Origin of the sequence: Mesorhizobium sp. M1399 (assembly GCF_040317735.1) — a bacterium.
GTDB lineage: Bacteria > Pseudomonadota > Alphaproteobacteria > Rhizobiales > Rhizobiaceae > Mesorhizobium.
This window is the reverse complement of sequence record NZ_JAMYKZ010000001.1, coordinates 1-15,855: the sequence shown is the minus strand read 5'-3', so window position 1 is coordinate 15,855 and position 15,855 is coordinate 1. Positions and strand designations below refer to the sequence as shown.

Annotated in this window: 15 protein-coding genes; 7 read left to right on the top strand and 8 right to left on the bottom strand. The window is 61.6% G+C overall.

Annotated elements, in window-relative coordinates; translation table 11 throughout:
- Positions 1–54: 54 nt before the first annotated feature.
- Positions 55–1,905: an AsmA family protein gene (locus tag NKH05_RS00075; RefSeq protein WP_352547846.1), complete on the top strand. Its 1,851-nt coding sequence runs from the start codon at positions 55–57 to the stop codon at positions 1,903–1,905.
- 11 nt (positions 1,906–1,916) lie between these two features.
- On the opposite strand, the gene NKH05_RS00070 is transcribed toward NKH05_RS00075, so the two are convergent.
- The 5 genes from NKH05_RS00070 to NKH05_RS00050 all read right to left on the bottom strand — a co-directional run bounded on the left by NKH05_RS00070 (position 1,917) and on the right by NKH05_RS00050 (position 7,326).
- Entirely contained in the window at positions 1,917–2,735 is an 819-nt protein-coding gene (locus NKH05_RS00070) for an ABC transporter permease (RefSeq protein WP_023719393.1), read from the bottom strand.
- Positions 2,732–3,700 carry an ABC transporter permease subunit gene (locus NKH05_RS00065; protein ID WP_352547847.1) on the bottom strand — a complete coding sequence of 323 codons (969 nt, stop codon included), beginning with the start codon at positions 3,698–3,700 and terminating at the stop codon, positions 2,732–2,734. The genes NKH05_RS00070 and NKH05_RS00065 overlap by 4 nt, the downstream gene beginning before the upstream one ends.
- A gap of 9 nt (positions 3,701–3,709) precedes the next feature.
- On the bottom strand, positions 3,710–4,849 hold the full coding sequence (locus NKH05_RS00060; RefSeq protein WP_023719395.1) for an ABC transporter ATP-binding protein: 1,140 nt from the start codon (positions 4,847–4,849) through the stop codon (positions 3,710–3,712).
- Between the two features lie 72 nt (positions 4,850–4,921).
- Positions 4,922–6,022 (bottom strand): polyamine ABC transporter substrate-binding protein, encoded by a 1,101-nt coding sequence (locus tag NKH05_RS00055; protein WP_353006862.1) that lies wholly within the window; start codon positions 6,020–6,022, stop codon positions 4,922–4,924.
- 356 nt (positions 6,023–6,378) lie between these two features.
- Positions 6,379–7,326, bottom strand: a complete 948-nt coding sequence (locus NKH05_RS00050; RefSeq protein ID WP_352482382.1) for a DMT family transporter — start codon at positions 7,324–7,326, stop codon at positions 6,379–6,381.
- Positions 7,327–7,527: 201 nt separating this feature from the next.
- Here NKH05_RS00050 and NKH05_RS00045 point away from each other — a divergent pair, with 201 nt between their 5' ends.
- Complete coding sequence (locus tag NKH05_RS00045; RefSeq protein ID WP_352547848.1) at positions 7,528–8,319, top strand: class I SAM-dependent methyltransferase; 792 nt, start codon at positions 7,528–7,530, stop codon at positions 8,317–8,319.
- A 41-nt stretch (positions 8,320–8,360) separates the two neighbouring features.
- On the opposite strand, the gene NKH05_RS00040 is transcribed toward NKH05_RS00045, so the two are convergent.
- Positions 8,361–9,812 (bottom strand): helix-turn-helix domain-containing protein, encoded by a 1,452-nt coding sequence (locus NKH05_RS00040; protein ID WP_352547849.1) that lies wholly within the window; start codon positions 9,810–9,812, stop codon positions 8,361–8,363.
- A 238-nt stretch (positions 9,813–10,050) separates the two neighbouring features.
- Between NKH05_RS00040 and aceA the strand changes: the two genes are divergently transcribed.
- On the top strand, positions 10,051–11,340 hold the full coding sequence (aceA, locus tag NKH05_RS00035) for an isocitrate lyase (protein WP_023719401.1): 1,290 nt from the start codon (positions 10,051–10,053) through the stop codon (positions 11,338–11,340).
- 61 nt (positions 11,341–11,401) lie between these two features.
- Positions 11,402–11,644, top strand: coding sequence for an SMc00767 family acetate metabolism repressor (locus NKH05_RS00030; protein WP_023719402.1), 243 nt, complete (start codon positions 11,402–11,404; stop codon positions 11,642–11,644).
- A gap of 64 nt (positions 11,645–11,708) precedes the next feature.
- Here NKH05_RS00030 and NKH05_RS00025 read toward each other — a convergent pair whose 3' ends face one another.
- Positions 11,709–12,170, bottom strand: coding sequence for a RidA family protein (locus NKH05_RS00025; protein WP_023719403.1), 462 nt, complete (start codon positions 12,168–12,170; stop codon positions 11,709–11,711).
- A gap of 431 nt (positions 12,171–12,601) precedes the next feature.
- On the opposite strand from NKH05_RS00025, the gene NKH05_RS00020 reads away from it, so the two are divergent.
- Positions 12,602–12,991 carry a response regulator gene (locus NKH05_RS00020; protein WP_353024833.1) on the top strand — a complete coding sequence of 130 codons (390 nt, stop codon included), beginning with the start codon at positions 12,602–12,604 and terminating at the stop codon, positions 12,989–12,991.
- Positions 12,992–13,023: 32 nt separating this feature from the next.
- Here the strand turns inward: NKH05_RS00020 and NKH05_RS00015 are convergent, their stop codons facing one another.
- Positions 13,024–13,740 (bottom strand): HAD family hydrolase, encoded by a 717-nt coding sequence (locus NKH05_RS00015; RefSeq protein ID WP_352493833.1) that lies wholly within the window; start codon positions 13,738–13,740, stop codon positions 13,024–13,026.
- A gap of 168 nt (positions 13,741–13,908) precedes the next feature.
- Between NKH05_RS00015 and NKH05_RS00010 the strand changes: the two genes are divergently transcribed.
- Positions 13,909–15,342, top strand: a complete 1,434-nt coding sequence (locus NKH05_RS00010) for a glutamine synthetase family protein (protein ID WP_023719406.1) — start codon at positions 13,909–13,911, stop codon at positions 15,340–15,342.
- A gap of 59 nt (positions 15,343–15,401) precedes the next feature.
- Positions 15,402–15,770 carry a four helix bundle protein gene (locus tag NKH05_RS00005; protein ID WP_023719407.1) on the top strand — a complete coding sequence of 123 codons (369 nt, stop codon included), beginning with the start codon at positions 15,402–15,404 and terminating at the stop codon, positions 15,768–15,770.
- The last annotated feature ends 85 nt before the right edge of the window (positions 15,771–15,855 follow it).

Below are 15,855 nucleotides of genomic sequence, written 5' to 3'. Positions count from 1 at the left end.
CCGTCGGTTACACCCGTCGGGCGATTTTGTCGGAATGGAAGCATACGGGGCGATATGCCATCACCTTTGATCCGACGCGGAATATGGGCGATCGGCGCAGCCGTCACCGTCGTCGCGCTGGTCGTTGCAGCCTTGCCGTTGATCGCCTCGACCCGTATCGTGCGTGACCGCATCGCGTGGGAAATGAGCGCCTGGAGCGGTTTCAGGGTCACCATCGACGGCGCGCCGCGCATCGAGGTCTGGCCGAATTTCCGGGCGATCCTGAGCGACGTGACGCTGTCGCAATGGACAGAGACGGATGCACCGCCTGTGATCGAGGCCGAACGGGTCGAGGTCGACCTCTCGGCCATGGCGGCGCTGCGTGGCGACGTGGTGTTTTCGACGGCGCGGCTGGTGCGACCGACGATCAGGGTTCAGCGTACCGCGAGCGGGTTTTTCCTGCCTGCGATTCCGAGCGGCGGGCGCATTACGCGTTCGATCGATGCTGCCCGCGCGGTGATCAACACAAATCCCGCCAAGCCGGATCTCGGCAAGCTGCCGGCAGATCCGTTCGGCACAGTCGAGTTCAGGGATGGCCGCGTGGTCGCCGCCATCGGCGGCAAGGACCAGGAGATATTGAGCAGCCTGAGCGGCCAGGCGAATTGGGCCGCGATGAACAGCAATGCGACGCTGTCGGCGACCGGGATATGGCGCGGCGAAAGCGTTTCCGTCGACGCCGCATCGCCGAACCCGCTTGTGCTGTTTGGCGGCGGCGCAGCACCGGTCACGCTTTCCTTCAAGGCGGCGCCGGCCAGCTTTTCCTTCGACGGGCTGGCCAGCATGTCGGAGAACGGCTATTTCGACGGCCAGGCAAAATTTGCCGCACCTTCGCTGCGACGCGTGCTCGAATGGTCGCAGGCCGGCATCGCGCCCGGTGCGGCAATCGGCTCGATCTCGGTTTCAAGCAAGATCACGGCGACGGCCGGGCGCATCAAATTCGAAAATACGGCCCTGACCCTCGACAACAACCCCGGAATGGGCGCGCTGGACTTCACCTACGGCGAGGCACTGCCGGTGATCTCCGGCACACTTGCCTTCGATACGCTCGACCTCAGATCGTTTCTCTCCGCCTTTACCCCCGTACCATCCGCCGGCGCCGCCGGCCCGGGCGAGATCGACACAAGCTTCGCCGACCGGATCAATCTCGATCTCAGGCTGTCCGCCGCGCATGCCACGGCAGGTGCAATCCAGCTTGCCGACGTCGCCGCCACCGCCCAGGTCAAGAACGGCCTCGCCGTCTTCGACATCTCCGATGCATCCGCCTTTGGCGGCAACGTCCAAAGCAGCGTCCGTTTCGACCGCAAGCCCGCCGGCACGGAAGTCGAGATCCGGCTGCTTGCTTCCGACATCGACGGCGGCGCTTTCGGCACCGCGGCCGGGATGACGCGGCTGGTGCCGATCGGCACCGGAACCGTTTCGGTCATCCTCAAGGGGCCGGGCAGAACCTGGGACTCCATTTTCGAAAACGCCAATGGCTCGCTGTCCGCGACCTTCGGCGCGGGTGCGCTGAGCCGGCTTAACCTGCCGGCGTTCCTCAAGCACACCGAACAGGGTGGATTCTTTGCGCTTGACGACGTCTCGGACGGAACGCTGCCGATCGACGGGGCCGAGCTCAAGGCGAGCGTTTCGAACGGCGTGGCGCGCATCGACAAGGCCGAGGTGAATTCCGCGCAATACAAGATCTGGCTTTCCGGCATCGCATCCTATGCCGGACGCGGGCTGGCGCTGTCCGGCGGCATCGTCCAGCCGAGCCCGGCTGCCACGCAGACGAACGGCCAAGCGCCCAAGCAGTCGTCGTTCTTCGTCGGCGGCACCTGGAGCACGCCGTTCATCTCGCCGATAAGTCGCGGTGTTTCAGGCGAGTAAGCAGCAGGAACTCAACCTCGCTGCGCCGCCTGCTCGTCGCGCTGGCGCTGCACCTCGCGGCGTTTGTTTGCGAGCGAAGCGATGATCACGCCAACTGCGACGATCGCGATCAGAATGGTGCACGCCGCGTTGATTTCCGGCGTCACGCCAAGGCGGACCTGGCTGTAGATCTTCATCGGCAGCGTCGTGGCGCCGGGCCCCGAGGTGAAGCTGGCAATAACCAGGTCGTCGAGCGAGAGCGTGAAGGCCAGCATCCAGCCAGAGACGATCGCCGGCATGATGACCGGCAGCGTGATCTGGAAGAAGGTCCTTACCGGCGGCGCACCGAGATCCATCGCGGCTTCTTCCAGCGAACGATCGAACGTGATCAGGCGCGATTGGACCACCACAGCGACGAAGCACATGGTCAGCGTGGTGTGGGCAAGCGTCACCGTGAGAAAGCCGCGGTCGAAGCCGACAGCGACGAAGAGCAGCAATAGCGACAGGCCGGTGATGACTTCCGGCATGACCAGCGGCGCAAACACCATGCCGGAAAACAGCAGCCGGCCGCGAAAGCGCGTGTAGCGCGTCAGGGTGAGCGCCGCCAGAGTGCCGAGCACGGTCGCCACGGTGGCCGAGATGACGCCGACGCGCGCCGTCACCCAGGTGGCGTCCATCAGACCCTGATTGTGGAACAGCGACACGTACCATTTCGTCGAGAAGCCGCCCCAGACGGTGACCAGCTTCGACTCGTTGAAAGAGAACACGACGAGCAGGACGATCGGCAGGTAGAGAAAGGCAAAGCCGAGCACGATCGAAACGATGTTGAAGCGGCTCCAGGTAGCGTTCATAGGTCCTGCTCCTGGGCACGCGCCTGGGCTCGCTGGAAGAGCATGATCGGCACGATCAGCAGCAGCAGCAAGATGACGGCAACGGCAGACGACACCGGCCAGTCGCGGTTGCCGAAGAATTCGCTCCACAGCGTCCTGCCGATCATCAGTGTCTGCGAGCCGCCGAGCAGATCGGGGATGACGAACTCGCCGACGGCGGGAATGAACACCAGCAGGCAGCCGGCGATGACGCCGGGCAGCGACAGCGGGAAGGTGATCTTCCAGAAGGCGCTGGTCGGCGGGCAGCCGAGATCCTTGGCGGCCTCGATCAGCGAATTGTCCATCTTCTCCAATGCCGAATAGAGCGGCAGGACCATGAACGGCAGATAGGAGTAGACGATGCCAATGAAGATCGCCGTGTAGGTGTTGAGGATGATCAGCCGATGGCTGATGATGCCAGTGGCGAGCAGCAACTCGTTGAGCAGGCCCTCGGGCTTGAGAATGCCGATCCAGGCGTAGACACGGATCAGGAACGAGGTCCAGAACGGCAGGATCACCAGCATCAGCAAGGTCGGGCGGATCGTCGCCGGAGCGCGTGCCATGCCATAGGCGATGGGATAGCCGATCACCAACGTCAGGACCGTCGAGATGGCGGCGACGATGACGCTCGTCACATAGGCGTTGAAGTAGAGCGCGTCCTGCGTCAGCCAGATGTAGTTGTCAAAATTGAGCGCGCCAAACCACGCGACAACCCCGGAAACGCCGTCGCGGAAATCGAGCACCGGCGTGTAGGGCGGCATGGCTATCGCGGTCTGCGACAGCGAAATCTTAAAGACGATGATAAAGGGGACGAGAAAGAAGAACAGCAGCCAAAGGTAGGGGATGATGATGACGAGACGGCTAAGCAAAGCCGCTCCCAGCCTGGCCAAGGCGGATTTGCCGGCAGCGCTTGCCGAGGAGCTTGTTGCGGCAGTGACAGCGGACATGATCAGTCCCTACCGTGTCAGCACGACGCCGGCGTCGGGTCGGAAGGAAACCCAGGCGCGGTCGTTCCAGGTCAGCGGATCCTCGGTGATGCGTGCCGCGTTCATGGTACTCGCCCGCACCACCTGACCGTCATCCAGCCTGACGTGATAGATGGTCATGTCACCGAGATAGGCGATGTCGTAGACCTCGCCCTCGATGGCGTTGACGGCACCAGCCGGTTTCGTGGAGGAAACCTTGATCTTCTCCGGCCTGATAGCAAAGGTAACGGACGTTCCGGCGGCGGCACGGCCGGCATTTTCGGTGCGGATGGTGATGCCGTTGCCGGCGTCGATGCTTGCGCTGCCGGCCTCGCCAGCCGCGATCTTGCCGTCGAACATATTCACATTGCCGACGAAGCCGGCGACGAAGCGGGAACCCGGCGCCTCGTAGACCTCGGCCGGCGTCGCCACCTGCATCACCTCGCCCTTGTCGATGATGGCGATGCGGTCGGCCATCGTCATCGCCTCTTCCTGGTCATGGGTGACGACGACGAAGGTGAGGCCAAGGTTCTGCTGCAGGTCCATCAGCTCGAACTGCGTTTCCTCGCGCAGCTTCTTGTCCAGCGCGCCAAGCGGCTCATCGAGCAGCAGGACTTTCGGCCGCTTGGCCACCGAGCGGGCCAGTGCGACACGCTGGCGCTGGCCGCCCGACAATTGGTGCGGCTTGCGTTTGGCGAACTGCTCGAGCTTGACCAGCTTCAGCATGTCGGCGACGCGCTTGTCGATATCGGCCTTGGCCATGCCTTCCTGCTTGAGGCCGAACGCGATGTTGTTCTCGACCGTCATGTGCGGAAACAAGGCGTAGGACTGGAACATCATGTTGACCGGCCGCCGATATGGCGGGATGCCGCGCAGATCCTGGCCATCGAGCAGGATACGGCCGGCGGTCGGTTCCTCAAAGCCGGCAAGCATCCTGAGCAGCGTCGATTTCCCGCAGCCCGAGGCCCCGAGCAGGGCAAAGAATTCGCGTTCGAAGATGGTCAGCGACAGATTGTTGACGGCAGTGAAGTCGCCGAACTTCTTGGTGACGTTGTCGAACTGGATGTATGGCTTGGCATTCGGATCGTTCCATGGCGCGAAATCCCTGCGGATGCTGCCAAGCGATTTCATGTCCCACTCCGTGCCTGATTCTGCCCCTGAAAAACGACCCCGGCAGTCAGCCACCGGGGTCGCGTCAGATCACTATTGTCCCGTGATGACCTTGGTCCACGATCTGGTGACGAGACGTTGCGTCTTGGGGTCATATGGACCGACAGTGAACAGCTTGGCCAGCGTCGAGTCATCCGGATAAATGCCCGGGTCATCAAGGATCTCCTTGCTGACGAGCGGCTGAGAGGCCTTGTTGCCATTGGCGTAGAAGACAAAGTTGGTGGATTTGGCAATAACTTCTGGTCTCATCATGTAGTTCAGAAATTCGTGTGCCTCGGCGACATGCGGTGCATCGGCCGGGATCGCCATTTCGTCGAACCACATTTCCGCACCTTCCTTTGGAATCGTGTAGGCGATGTCGACCCCCTTTTTCGCTTCCGCCGCACGGTCGCGGGCCTGGAAGAGATCCCCCGAAAATCCGACAGCCACGCAGATGTCGCCATTGGCGAGCGCGTTGATGTATTCCGACGAATGGAATTTGCGGATAGATGGCCGGATGCTCAGCATGAGATCTGTGGCCTTGGCAAGGTCGTCAGGAGAGGTCGAGTCAGGCTTGAGGCCAAGATAGTTCAGCACAGTCGGAAAAATGTCTGTAGGCGAATCCAGGAAGTACACGCCACAATTGGCGAGCTTGGCGATATTCTCCGGCTTCAGGACCGCATCCCAGCTGTCGATCTTGTCGACGCCGAGGGCTTCCTTCACTTTCTCGGTGTTGTAGCCAATGCCTGTGGTCCCCCACATGTAGTTGACCGAGTATTCGTTGCCGGGGTCGAACTTCGCAACCCGCTCCATCACCACGTTCCACATATTGGAAAGGTTGGGCAGCTTCGACTTGTCCAGCTTCTGATATACCCCGGCCTGGATTTGACGGGCCAGGAACGGGCTTGCCGTCGGCACCACGACATCGTAGCCGCTACCACCGGCAAGCAGCTTGGTTTCGAGAATTTCGTTGGAATCATAGGTGTCGTAGACGACCTTGATGCCGGTTTCCTTGGTGAAGTCGTCGATGATCGAACTGTCGATATAGTCCGACCAGTTGAAGACATTGACGACACGGTCCTCGGCATGCGCGCCCAAGGTAAAAACTGCCAGAAACGCCGAAGTCGCCGAAAGCCAGAGCGCTTTGCGGGTCATGCTATTCTCCTTTCATGAGTGTTCCGTCCGTCGCCAGCTCGTCGCGGCGTGCGCCCGGCTGGGCATTTGCTTCAGGGTATTGAGCTTGCAGGCAGGCGACAAGCGCGAATTGCCGGCGCCATTATGGTTCGGCGACGAGGCGACAGTGAAGACTTGGCGTGGCGCTGGTGGTGTTGCGGCGCCGTCAGAAGCTTTCGCTACGGCGCGCGCAGGGAGACGACGATGTTGTCCGGCCTCGATGCAGCCGGCATGGAGACTTGGCAAGATACGCCTGTCTTGTTGTTGCCGTGATCGCAGCCTGCCCGCGCGGCTGCGACATTGTCAATGGTCCATCTCGCTTTGGCGCGCGCGCTGCATCAATTAGGCGAAGGCACACCGGTGACGCCCGCCCGCTGCGGCCGCGTCTGGCGCTTGAATTCGAGCCCGATATGGACGAGGAGCGCCGTGATGACGACCGCACCGCCGACGATGGTGCGCGCCGACGGCACCTCGGAATGAATGAGCCAAACCCAGATCGGGCCTAGGATCGGCTCGAACGTGCCGAGTAGCGCCGCCACGGCGGCCGGAACAAGCCGGGCGCCGGTGGCGAAGAAGGCGAGGCCGAGCCCCAGATTGACCACGCCGAAGGCAAAAAGGAAGCCCATATCGTGGCTGGAAACGCCCAGTGCCGACGCCTGCGATGCCGCGAAGGCGGCCGCCAGCATCGTCCCGAGGCACGTCGCCGGAGTCATGCGCACATGGGCAAAGCGGCGCGTGATGACGGTTGCGATCGAGAACATAACGGCAATGAGCAGCGCCAGCCCATCGCCGATCGGCGATACGGCGCCATCGAGCGATTCCGAGACCATGACGGCGACGCCAGCAATGACGGCGGCGATCGCCAGCCAGGTCGCCACGGCCACCCGCTCGCGAAACAGCGCCCAGGCAAACAACGCCGCCAGAAGCGGCACACCGGCCTGCATCAACAGGATGTTGGCGACGGTGGTATATGCAAGCGCCACGACGAAAGAGGTCGACGCCGTGGCGAAACAAAACGCCACCGCAAGGCCGGCCAGGCCCATGCCGCGAAACAGCTTCAGCGTGCCACGCCAGCCGTCGCGCCAGACCATGAAGCAGAGCAGGAAGGCGGCGGCCCAGACCGAGCGCCAGAACACCACCGTCCAGCTGTCGCCGGCATCGATGAAACGGGCAATGGTACCGCCGAGGCTCCACATCAGCGCCGACAGGAACACCAGCAGGAAACCGATACGCTCCTCATTTCGCGGAGGCGAAACGGCGATCTGCGGTGATGATATGTCGGTCATGATTACGACTGTCGGCGGTTTCGAGGCGGCACGATGCAAAGCGGACGACAGAAACGTGCCTTAATCGCGTAACGCAAAGACGGGGATGGGGAGTGATCCAGCATCGTGTTCCATTTGGCGCACCGACAGGTGCACAGAGATGCCCGATCATCGACAGACGCCCCATGCTCGACGTACGGTGCAAATGTATAGGGCGCCCCCATGGATGAGCCATTCTACAAAACGGCGGCGATTGGCTATGACGAGTTGTTCGCCCGTGCGACGAACTCGTTTATCCCGTCCTTGCTGAAGGCAGCACGGATTGCGCCTGGCCATCGCGTGCTCGACGTCGCAACGGGCACCGGAGCGGCAGCGCAAGCCGCTGCCATCATTGTAGGCCCTTCCGGCGCCGTGATTGGCGGCGACATCTCGCCGGCCATGCTCGAATCCGCCAAACGCAATTTGAAAGACCAGCCAATCACCCTCGCTACGTTCGACGCTCACGCGCTTCCTTATGAGGACCGTCGGTTCGACACAGTGACCTGTCAGCTTGGGCTCATGTTCTTCTCGGACCAGCTTGGAGCGCTTTCGGAATTTCGCCGGGTTCTGCGCCCCAACGGCTGGACTGCAGTTAGCGTGACAACGACGCCAGAGCGTTCGTTGTTCGCCAGAATAGGTGCGGTAATCGCCCGCCATGCCCCTGAGAAAGCTGAAAAGCTAAATCGCTTCTTCTCCGTCCCCGACGCCACATGCTTGCATGATTTGCTCTATCGCGCCGGGTTTCGAAAGATTGACGTCCAGCTCGAAACGCGGCCCATCAAGTTCTCGTCCTTCGACGACTATTTCAGCGGCATCGCCAAGGGCGCAACATTGAGCGGTCAGGAGTATGTCCAGCTCCCTCCGGATATGAAGCACATCGTGCGCGAGGAGGTCTGGCGCGGGCTAGCGTCGCCGAGCCCTGGAGAGCCGCTGACGATTGAAATGGACGTTCTGATAGGCAGCGGTAGCCGATAGAATGCGCCCGCGGCACGATCCCCGGCAACTCTGATTTGCCGTCACTGAAAATCGAACGCCGACAGTCCCGTCACCATTTCGTCGAGGCCGAGCGGGCGTGTCACCGGTGGCTCGGCGCGGGCGAGGCAGCCGATGCGTTCACACAGCCGGCAGGCAGCGCCGACCGGCGTAGCCGACACAGCGGCGTTCTGTCCGGCCTTGCCGATGGCGGCCGGCCCCGGCAACGCTGCTCCATAGACGATCTCATCGCGAAAACCGATGTCGCAGCCGAGCAGCAGCGCGGTGCGGCGCGGTCGCTCGGCAAACGAGCCCTGCGGGCCTTCGAGCGTGCGGGCGATGCAGAGGAACGCCGCACCATCTGGCATTTCCACGGCCTCGACCAGGATCTGGCCGGGTTGGCCGAAGGTGGTATGGACCGGCAGCTTCGGACAGCCGCCGCCGAAGCGGCTTTGCGGAAAGCCGTGGCTGCCCGCCTTGCGGAAGCGATTGCCGGCACTGTCGACCTCGAGCATGAAGAATGGCACGCCCGACGCACCCGGCCGCTGCAGCGTGGTCAGCCGGTTCGCCGCTTGCTCGAAGGAAACGCCGAAGCGCGACCGCAACATGTCGATGTCATAGCGGGCGCGGACCGCAGCGGCGTGAAAAGGCTGATAGGGCATCATCAGCGCGTGCGCGGCATAGCGGCCGAGTTCGAAACGGGCGAGCCGGCGGGCTTCGTCTGTGGTCAGCTTCAGCGCCTGGATTTCGGCAGCGACAGCAACGCTCATGCGGATCAGGCAGGCCTCCATCGCCACCTCGCGCAACTGATCGAATGGCGACAGGCGCTCGGACAGGAACAGGCGCTGCGAGTGACGGTCATAGCGACGGCGCCAGTTGGGCATGGTGGCGACCGGCAGTACCTTGACGACGACGCCGAATTCACGCCGCAGCCAAGCCTTCAACGCACTGAACAGATCGTCGCCGGGATCGAGCACCGACGTGAATGCCTCGGCTTCCTCTTCGAGCGCGGTAAAATGGTTCGGCCGGCGTTCGAAAATCTCATGCACCTCGTCGATCGGCAGCCGGGCGCCGGAGAGTGCGGTGGCTTTGCCCTCACGCGCGAGCAGCTCGTTGAGATCGGATAGCCGCGCGGCCTGCTCGCGATAGGCGCGAAACAGCTTTATCACAGCGGCGGAAGCGTTGGGCGCCGCCTCGGCAAGCTCGATGAGTTCCTGGTCGCCTGGCAGTTCGCCGGCCAGCAACGGATCTGAAAACACTTCCTTCAAATCGGCGACCGAACCCCTCGCCTCGCCCTGCAATTCATGTGGGTCGACCTTGTAGACGGACGCCAGTCTCAGGATCAGTTGCACCGTCAACGGCCGTTGGTTGCGCTCGATGAGATTGAGATAGGACGGCGAGATGCCGAGCCCTTCGGCCATCGCCGTCTGGGTCAGGCCCTTGGCGTTGCGGATGCGACGAATGCGCGGCCCGGCAAAGATTTTATGGTCGGCCAATCGACTGTCCTTGACAAAAATTTACATCCGCTGATGGCATGGCGGCGTTTACAATCATGACAAATTTACAGCTCTCATCAGTCAAATACAACACAGGTTTTCTCTTATTTCATGGCCAATTTCGGAGTTTGTCTCGCTTGCCTAGTGCCGACATGTAAATGATGTCACGCACACGGCGCACATATTCCTTCTGTACGGCGTTTCCGAAACCGGCATTAAAGCCAGCCTGGAGTGACCAATGACCGATTTTTACAACCTTGTCCCGTCGGCGCCCCAAGGGCGCTTCGATGGCATCGAACGGCCGTATTCGCCAGAGGACGTGAGACGGCTGCGCGGCTCGGTGCAGATTCGGCAGAGCCTCGCCGAAATGGGGGCAAACCGGCTGTGGCAGCTCATCCATGAAGAGGATTTCGTCAACGCGCTCGGTGCCATGTCGGGCAACCAGGCAATGCAGCAGGTGCGGGCCGGGCTGAAAGCGATCTATCTGTCGGGATGGCAGGTCGCCGCCGATGCCAACACCGCTTCCGCCATGTACCCGGACCAGTCGCTTTATCCCGCAAATGCGGCGCCCGAACTGGTCAAGCGCATAAACCGCACCTTGCAGCGCGCCGACCAGATCGAGACTTCCGAAGGCAAGGGGCTGTCGGTCGACACCTGGTTCGCGCCGATCGTCGCCGATGCCGAAGCCGGCTTCGGCGGGCCGCTCAACGCCTTCGAGATCATGAAGGCATTCATCGAGGCGGGTGCGGCCGGCGTCCATTACGAGGACCAGCTGGCTTCGGAGAAGAAATGCGGCCACCTCGGCGGCAAGGTGCTGATCCCGACCGCTGCACACATCCGCAACCTCAACGCTGCGCGGCTTGCCGCCGACGTCATGGGCACGCCGACGCTGGTCGTGGCCCGCACCGATGCGGAAGCGGCACAGCTCTTGACCTCCGACATCGATGAGCGCGACCAGCCCTTCGTCGATTATGGCGCCGGCCGCACCGCGGAGGGCTTCTATCGTGTCAGCAATGGCATCGAGCCCTGCATCGCCCGCGCCGTCGCCTACGCGCCCTATGCGGACCTGATCTGGTGCGAGACTTCCAAGCCCGATCTGGCGCAGGCCAGGACGTTTGCCGAGGGTGTGCGCAAGCACCATCCCGGCAAGCTGCTTGCCTATAATTGCTCGCCGTCTTTCAACTGGAAGAAGAATCTCGACGACGCGACGATTGCGAAGTTCCAGAAGGAACTCGGCGCCATGGGTTACAAGTTCCAGTTCATTACGCTGGCCGGTTTCCACCAGCTCAACTTCGGCATGTTCGAGCTCGCCCGCGGCTACAAGGAGCGGCAGATGGCTGCCTATTCGGAACTGCAGCAGGCGGAATTCGCCGCGGAAGCCAATGGCTACACTGCCACCAAGCACCAACGCGAGGTCGGCACCGGCTATTTCGACGCCGTCTCGATGGCGATCACCGGTGGCCAGTCTTCGACAACGGCCATGCATGGATCGACCGAGCACGCCCAATTCAGGCCGGCAGCGGAATAGCGGAATAGCAGACAAACAGAGGGAACGCCCAAACGGGCATGACAACACAAGGAGAAGACCAATGGCATCGATAAGCCGCGTCAAGGAACGGGCCGAAGAGCAAGCCACCAGCATGAATGTCGACCAGCAGGCGACCATTCGCATGTTGGCGAACGATCTGCACAGGCTCAATCAGTCGGTGATGAAGGCGGTCGAGGCCGGCGTCTCGGTCGAACTGGTGCGCTCGGCACGTCACCATGGCGGCGATGGCAACTGGGGCGATCTGCTGATCCCGGTCATCGTCACACAGCGGAGCCACGACTAATGAATTCTACCGCACCGCGCCTTTTTGAACGCATGCTATCGCACCTCGCAGGCTGCGGCTCTGCCTAGTCCGGCAGAGCTGCTAATGCAACGATTTCAATGACAAGATCAGACTGAGCAAGCGCTGCAACTCCAATAACTTCCGAGGGCGGCGGGTTGTTGTAGCTGCAGTGCTTCGGGCAGTGCACCGCAAAGAATTCGTCCAAGACGTCCAAGCGGAAATTGGGGGAGCTCAGAACGCCGCCATCGGGAAATGGCCCCTTAACAAAGAAGGTCAGCCGGATGAGATGCTCGAGCGCGCTGCCAAGCTCCTCCAGATCTGATTTGATGTTGGTGAGAACTGCGCGCCACTGTGCTGCCGCGTCGCCAATGGCGCCGCCGCCGCTTTTGCCGATCGGATCGTAGTCCTCGGCCGTCGCGGTATTTCCGGAAAGGTAGACAAACCCCTTTGCGCCGGTAACGACCGTACCCTTTCCCCATGGCATCAACCGGCCGTTTTTAAATTTCTTATGAGTCACGAGTTCCATTGTCATCTCCCGTCGCTCAAAGAGACGTGCTTAGCCAACGAGGAAGGATAGTCCAGCGAGGCGATGCGACAAGCTCGCGACAGACTTGCCTCGCCTTCATCCAACCTGCTTCAATCCGGCTACGGCTGCGAGTTGATGCGTTCGCGCTGCACAGCCAAACTTCGCTGAAGCCTGCCCAGTTGTAATGGCGACTTCTCCTTTCGAGCGGCGGCAAAGAAAAGCACTTATTTTGAATTTTAATGTTTCTTGCGATATTCTCCTGATATGCCATTTCAGCTTGACATGAGCAGCGATCTCACGCCAATTACCTCTCAAGTTTCAACCCTGCATTGAAACACTGAACAACGGCCTGCCCCGCCATGTGCCCAGCGAATCGCGAAATCGAGACTGCAAAGCAGGCGGCGTTCGTTAGCCGGGGCGTGGAGACGCGGATGCTCCCAGATTTCTCGCGGGTGCTGGTGGTCGGAAAATCACCGATCAACCGGGTCGTGGTTTCAAAGATCGTTGAGCGGTCCGGCCTCAAACCGATCTCGGAAACTCCCGAAACCGCGGCAAAGGCCTTGCACGCGCTGATTCCCGGCACTGTCGTTCTCGACGGCGGAGCGGAGAACGGTGACTGCGACGCCTTGCTGTCGGGCATCGATGCGCTGCGAAGGGCGTCAGGCAAATCGCTTCCGTTGGTGATCCTGCTCTCAGTCAAGGCCGGCACTCCGGAGACCCTGGGCCTGTCGAGCGTCATCGATGCGGTGGTCGTCAAGCCGATCACCACCGAACGGCTGCAGCCGGTGATCGACCGGCTGGTCGGGCTCGGCCGCAACTGACCTCTATCGCGACGCGTCGACTGCAGACCTGATCAATCAATCTCGCCGATACGCTCGATCAGGCCCGGCAGTTCACCGAGATTGGCTATCTGGCGAAAGCGCGGTGCTGAGACCGGCGGCTCGACATGCTCCAGCACCCAGGTCAGTTCATGCGGCACGTGGATGCCCCAACTGCCGGCTTCGATTGCCGGCACGACGTCCGATTTGAGCGAGTTGCCGACCATCATGCCCTTTTCCGGGCCATCGCCGTAACGGCTGAAGATCCGGCTATAGGTGGCAGCGCTCTTGTCGCTGACGATTTCGACCGCATGGAACAGCTCGCCCAGTCCGGATTGCGCGAGCTTGCGTTCCTGGTCGAAGAGGTCGCCCTTGGTGATCAGCACCAGGCGGTAGGCGCCGGCCAGCTTTTCCACGGTCTCGCGCGCATAGGGAAGCGGCTCGATCGGATGGCTGAGCATCTCGCGGCCCGCGGCGAGAATTTCGGCAATGGTTGAGGCAGGCACGTGGCCTTCGGTGACCTCGATCGCCGTCTCGATCATTGACAGCGTAAATCCCTTGATGCCGAAGCCGTAGACCGCGAGGTTGCGCTTCTCGACCTCCAGCAATCTTGCCGAAATCCAGTCCTCCTCGGCGTGGTCGGCGAGCAGCGCGGCAAAGCGCTTCTCGGTCATGCGGAAGAACTGTTCGTTCTGCCACAGCGTGTCGTCGGCGTCGAAGCCGATCGTCGTCAGTTTGCGGCTGTGTTGCATTCGGCGTCTTCAATTGCGGCGTTGCGGGACGCCGACCCTAGACCAGGATGTTTTTATCCGGAAGTCGTTGTGTTCCCCCGGTAATCGAGGCGCACGCCAGCCGGCTCCCCTTCCCTTTGGTCGCCGGCAACGGCTATACTCCACAATCTGCAACAAATCTGGTGATTGATGCCGCCTGCAAAAAAGGAAGTCCGTCCGTCGAGCCGCGGAGGACGCGCCCGCACGCCTGCCTTCGTGAAAAACCAACGTGGCGTCAAGAACTGGAAGGAAGTCAGCGCCTGGCTGGAATGGCGCGGCATCGAAGACATCGAATGCATCACGCCCGACCAGGCCGGGGTTGCGCGCGGCAAAATGATGCCGTCGAAGAAGTTCACCTCCAACACCTCGCTTGCCCTGCCTTCGGCGGTGTTCATGACGACGATCTCGGGTGGTTATCCGGAGGACGGCAACGGCTTCCACTATCCGGAGGACGATGGCGACCTCAAGCTGATGCCTGACCTCTCGACGCTGACGGTGGTGCCGTGGGAGGAGGACCCGACGGCGGCGGTCATCTGCGACCTCGTCCACCAGGACGGCCGCTCGGTCGAGTTCACACCGCGCAACGTTCTGAAGCGCGTGCTTGCCGCCTATGACAGACGCGGGCTGAGACCTGTGGTGGCGCCCGAGATCGAGTTCTACCTGGTGCGCAAGAACCCCGATCCGGACTACCCGCTGACCCCGCCAGTCGGGCGCTCCGGACGGCCGATCGGCGGCGGCGCCGGCTATTCGATCGCCGGGGTCAACGAATTCGACGAACTGATCGACGACATCTATCATTTCTCCGAAAGCCAGGGCCTGGAGATCGACACGCTGATCCACGAAGAGGGCGCCGGCCAACTCGAAATCAATCTGCGTCACGGCGATCCGATCGAGCTCGCCGACCAGGTGTTCATGTTCAAGCGAACCATCCGCGAGGCGGCGCTGAAGCACGAGATCTATGCCACGTTCATGGCCAAGCCGATCCAGGGGCAGCCCGGTTCGGCCATGCATATCCATCAGTCGATCATCGACAAGAAGACCGGCAAGAACGTCTTTTCCGCGGAGGACGGCTCGGAGACCGAGGCCTTCTTCCACTTCATCGGCGGCATGCAGAAACATGTGCCGAACGCGCTGGTGATGTTTGCGCCCTACGTCAATTCCTACCGGCGGCTGACGCAGGCGGCCTCGGCGCCGGTCAACAACAAATGGGGCTACGACAACCGCACCACGGCCTTTCGCGTGCCACGCTCCGACCCGGCAGCGCGGCGCGTCGAAAACCGCATTCCTTCCTCCGACGCCAATCCCTATCTGGCGCTGGCCGCATCGCTCGCTTGCGGGCTGATCGGCATGACCAATAAGATCAAGGCCGATCCGCCGGTACTGACGACCGCCAATGAGGATGAGATCGACCTGCCGCGCGGCCTGCTCGAAGCCGTCGACCTGTTCGAGGCCGACGAGGAACTCTGCGCCCTACTCGGCAAATCCTTCGCAGCGACTTATGCGGCGATCAAGCGGGCGGAATTCGAGACCTTCATGGAAGTGATCAGCCCATGGGAGCGGGAGTATTTGCTGCTGAATGTGTAGTAGGGGAGTAGGGCAATATGGCAGTAGGGCAGTTAGGGCAGTAGGGCAGTAGGGCAAGGATGACGGACAAGATCGCATCGTACAGGGATCTGATCGTCTGGCAGCAAGCCATGGACCTAACGGTTGCAATCTCCCAAGTCACAAGGACCTGGCCGAAGGACGAGCTCTACGGGCTGACGGGTCAGGTGCGTCGGGCAGCAACGTCTGTGCCAGCCAACATCGCCGAGGGTTACGGCCGAGAAAGCCGAGCTTCCTACCAGCAGTTTCTCAGGATCGCCCAGGGATCACTCAAGGAACTGGAGACACACCTTCTAATCGCGCAACGGGTTGGAATTACCTCTCGCGAGGCAGTCGAATCATTAATGCCTCACAGCGAGAGCGTAGGAAAGCTCTTGCGGCTTCTCATCCGCAAGCTGTCGGCTGAATAGACACCTACTGCCCTACTGCCCTACTGCCCTACTGCCCTACTGCCATATTGCCCTACTCCCCTACTACACATTCAGCAGCAAATAC

Bases quoted from the DNA above. Each gene is read 5' to 3' on its own strand.
- aceA (WP_023719401.1), top strand. From the start codon at position 10,051: ATGACCGATTTTTACAACCTTGTCCCGTCGGCGCCCCAAGGGCGCTTC.
- NKH05_RS00055 (WP_353006862.1), bottom strand. From the start codon at position 6,022: ATGACCCGCAAAGCGCTCTGGCTTTCGGCGACTTCGGCGTTTCTGGCA.
- NKH05_RS00020 (WP_353024833.1), top strand. From the start codon at position 12,602: ATGCTCCCAGATTTCTCGCGGGTGCTGGTGGTCGGAAAATCACCGATC.
- NKH05_RS00065 (WP_352547847.1), bottom strand. From the start codon at position 3,700: ATGTCCGCTGTCACTGCCGCAACAAGCTCCTCGGCAAGCGCTGCCGGC.
- NKH05_RS00070 (WP_023719393.1), bottom strand. From the start codon at position 2,735: ATGAACGCTACCTGGAGCCGCTTCAACATCGTTTCGATCGTGCTCGGC.
- NKH05_RS00045 (WP_352547848.1), top strand. From the start codon at position 7,528: ATGGATGAGCCATTCTACAAAACGGCGGCGATTGGCTATGACGAGTTG.
- NKH05_RS00025 (WP_023719403.1), bottom strand. From the start codon at position 12,170: ATGGAACTCGTGACTCATAAGAAATTTAAAAACGGCCGGTTGATGCCA.
- NKH05_RS00075 (WP_352547846.1), top strand. From the start codon at position 55: ATGCCATCACCTTTGATCCGACGCGGAATATGGGCGATCGGCGCAGCC.
- NKH05_RS00060 (WP_023719395.1), bottom strand. From the start codon at position 4,849: ATGAAATCGCTTGGCAGCATCCGCAGGGATTTCGCGCCATGGAACGAT.
- NKH05_RS00005 (WP_023719407.1), top strand. From the start codon at position 15,402: ATGACGGACAAGATCGCATCGTACAGGGATCTGATCGTCTGGCAGCAA.
- NKH05_RS00010 (WP_023719406.1), top strand. From the start codon at position 13,909: ATGCCGCCTGCAAAAAAGGAAGTCCGTCCGTCGAGCCGCGGAGGACGC.
- NKH05_RS00030 (WP_023719402.1), top strand. From the start codon at position 11,402: ATGGCATCGATAAGCCGCGTCAAGGAACGGGCCGAAGAGCAAGCCACC.
- NKH05_RS00050 (WP_352482382.1), bottom strand. From the start codon at position 7,326: ATGACCGACATATCATCACCGCAGATCGCCGTTTCGCCTCCGCGAAAT.
- NKH05_RS00015 (WP_352493833.1), bottom strand. From the start codon at position 13,740: ATGCAACACAGCCGCAAACTGACGACGATCGGCTTCGACGCCGACGAC.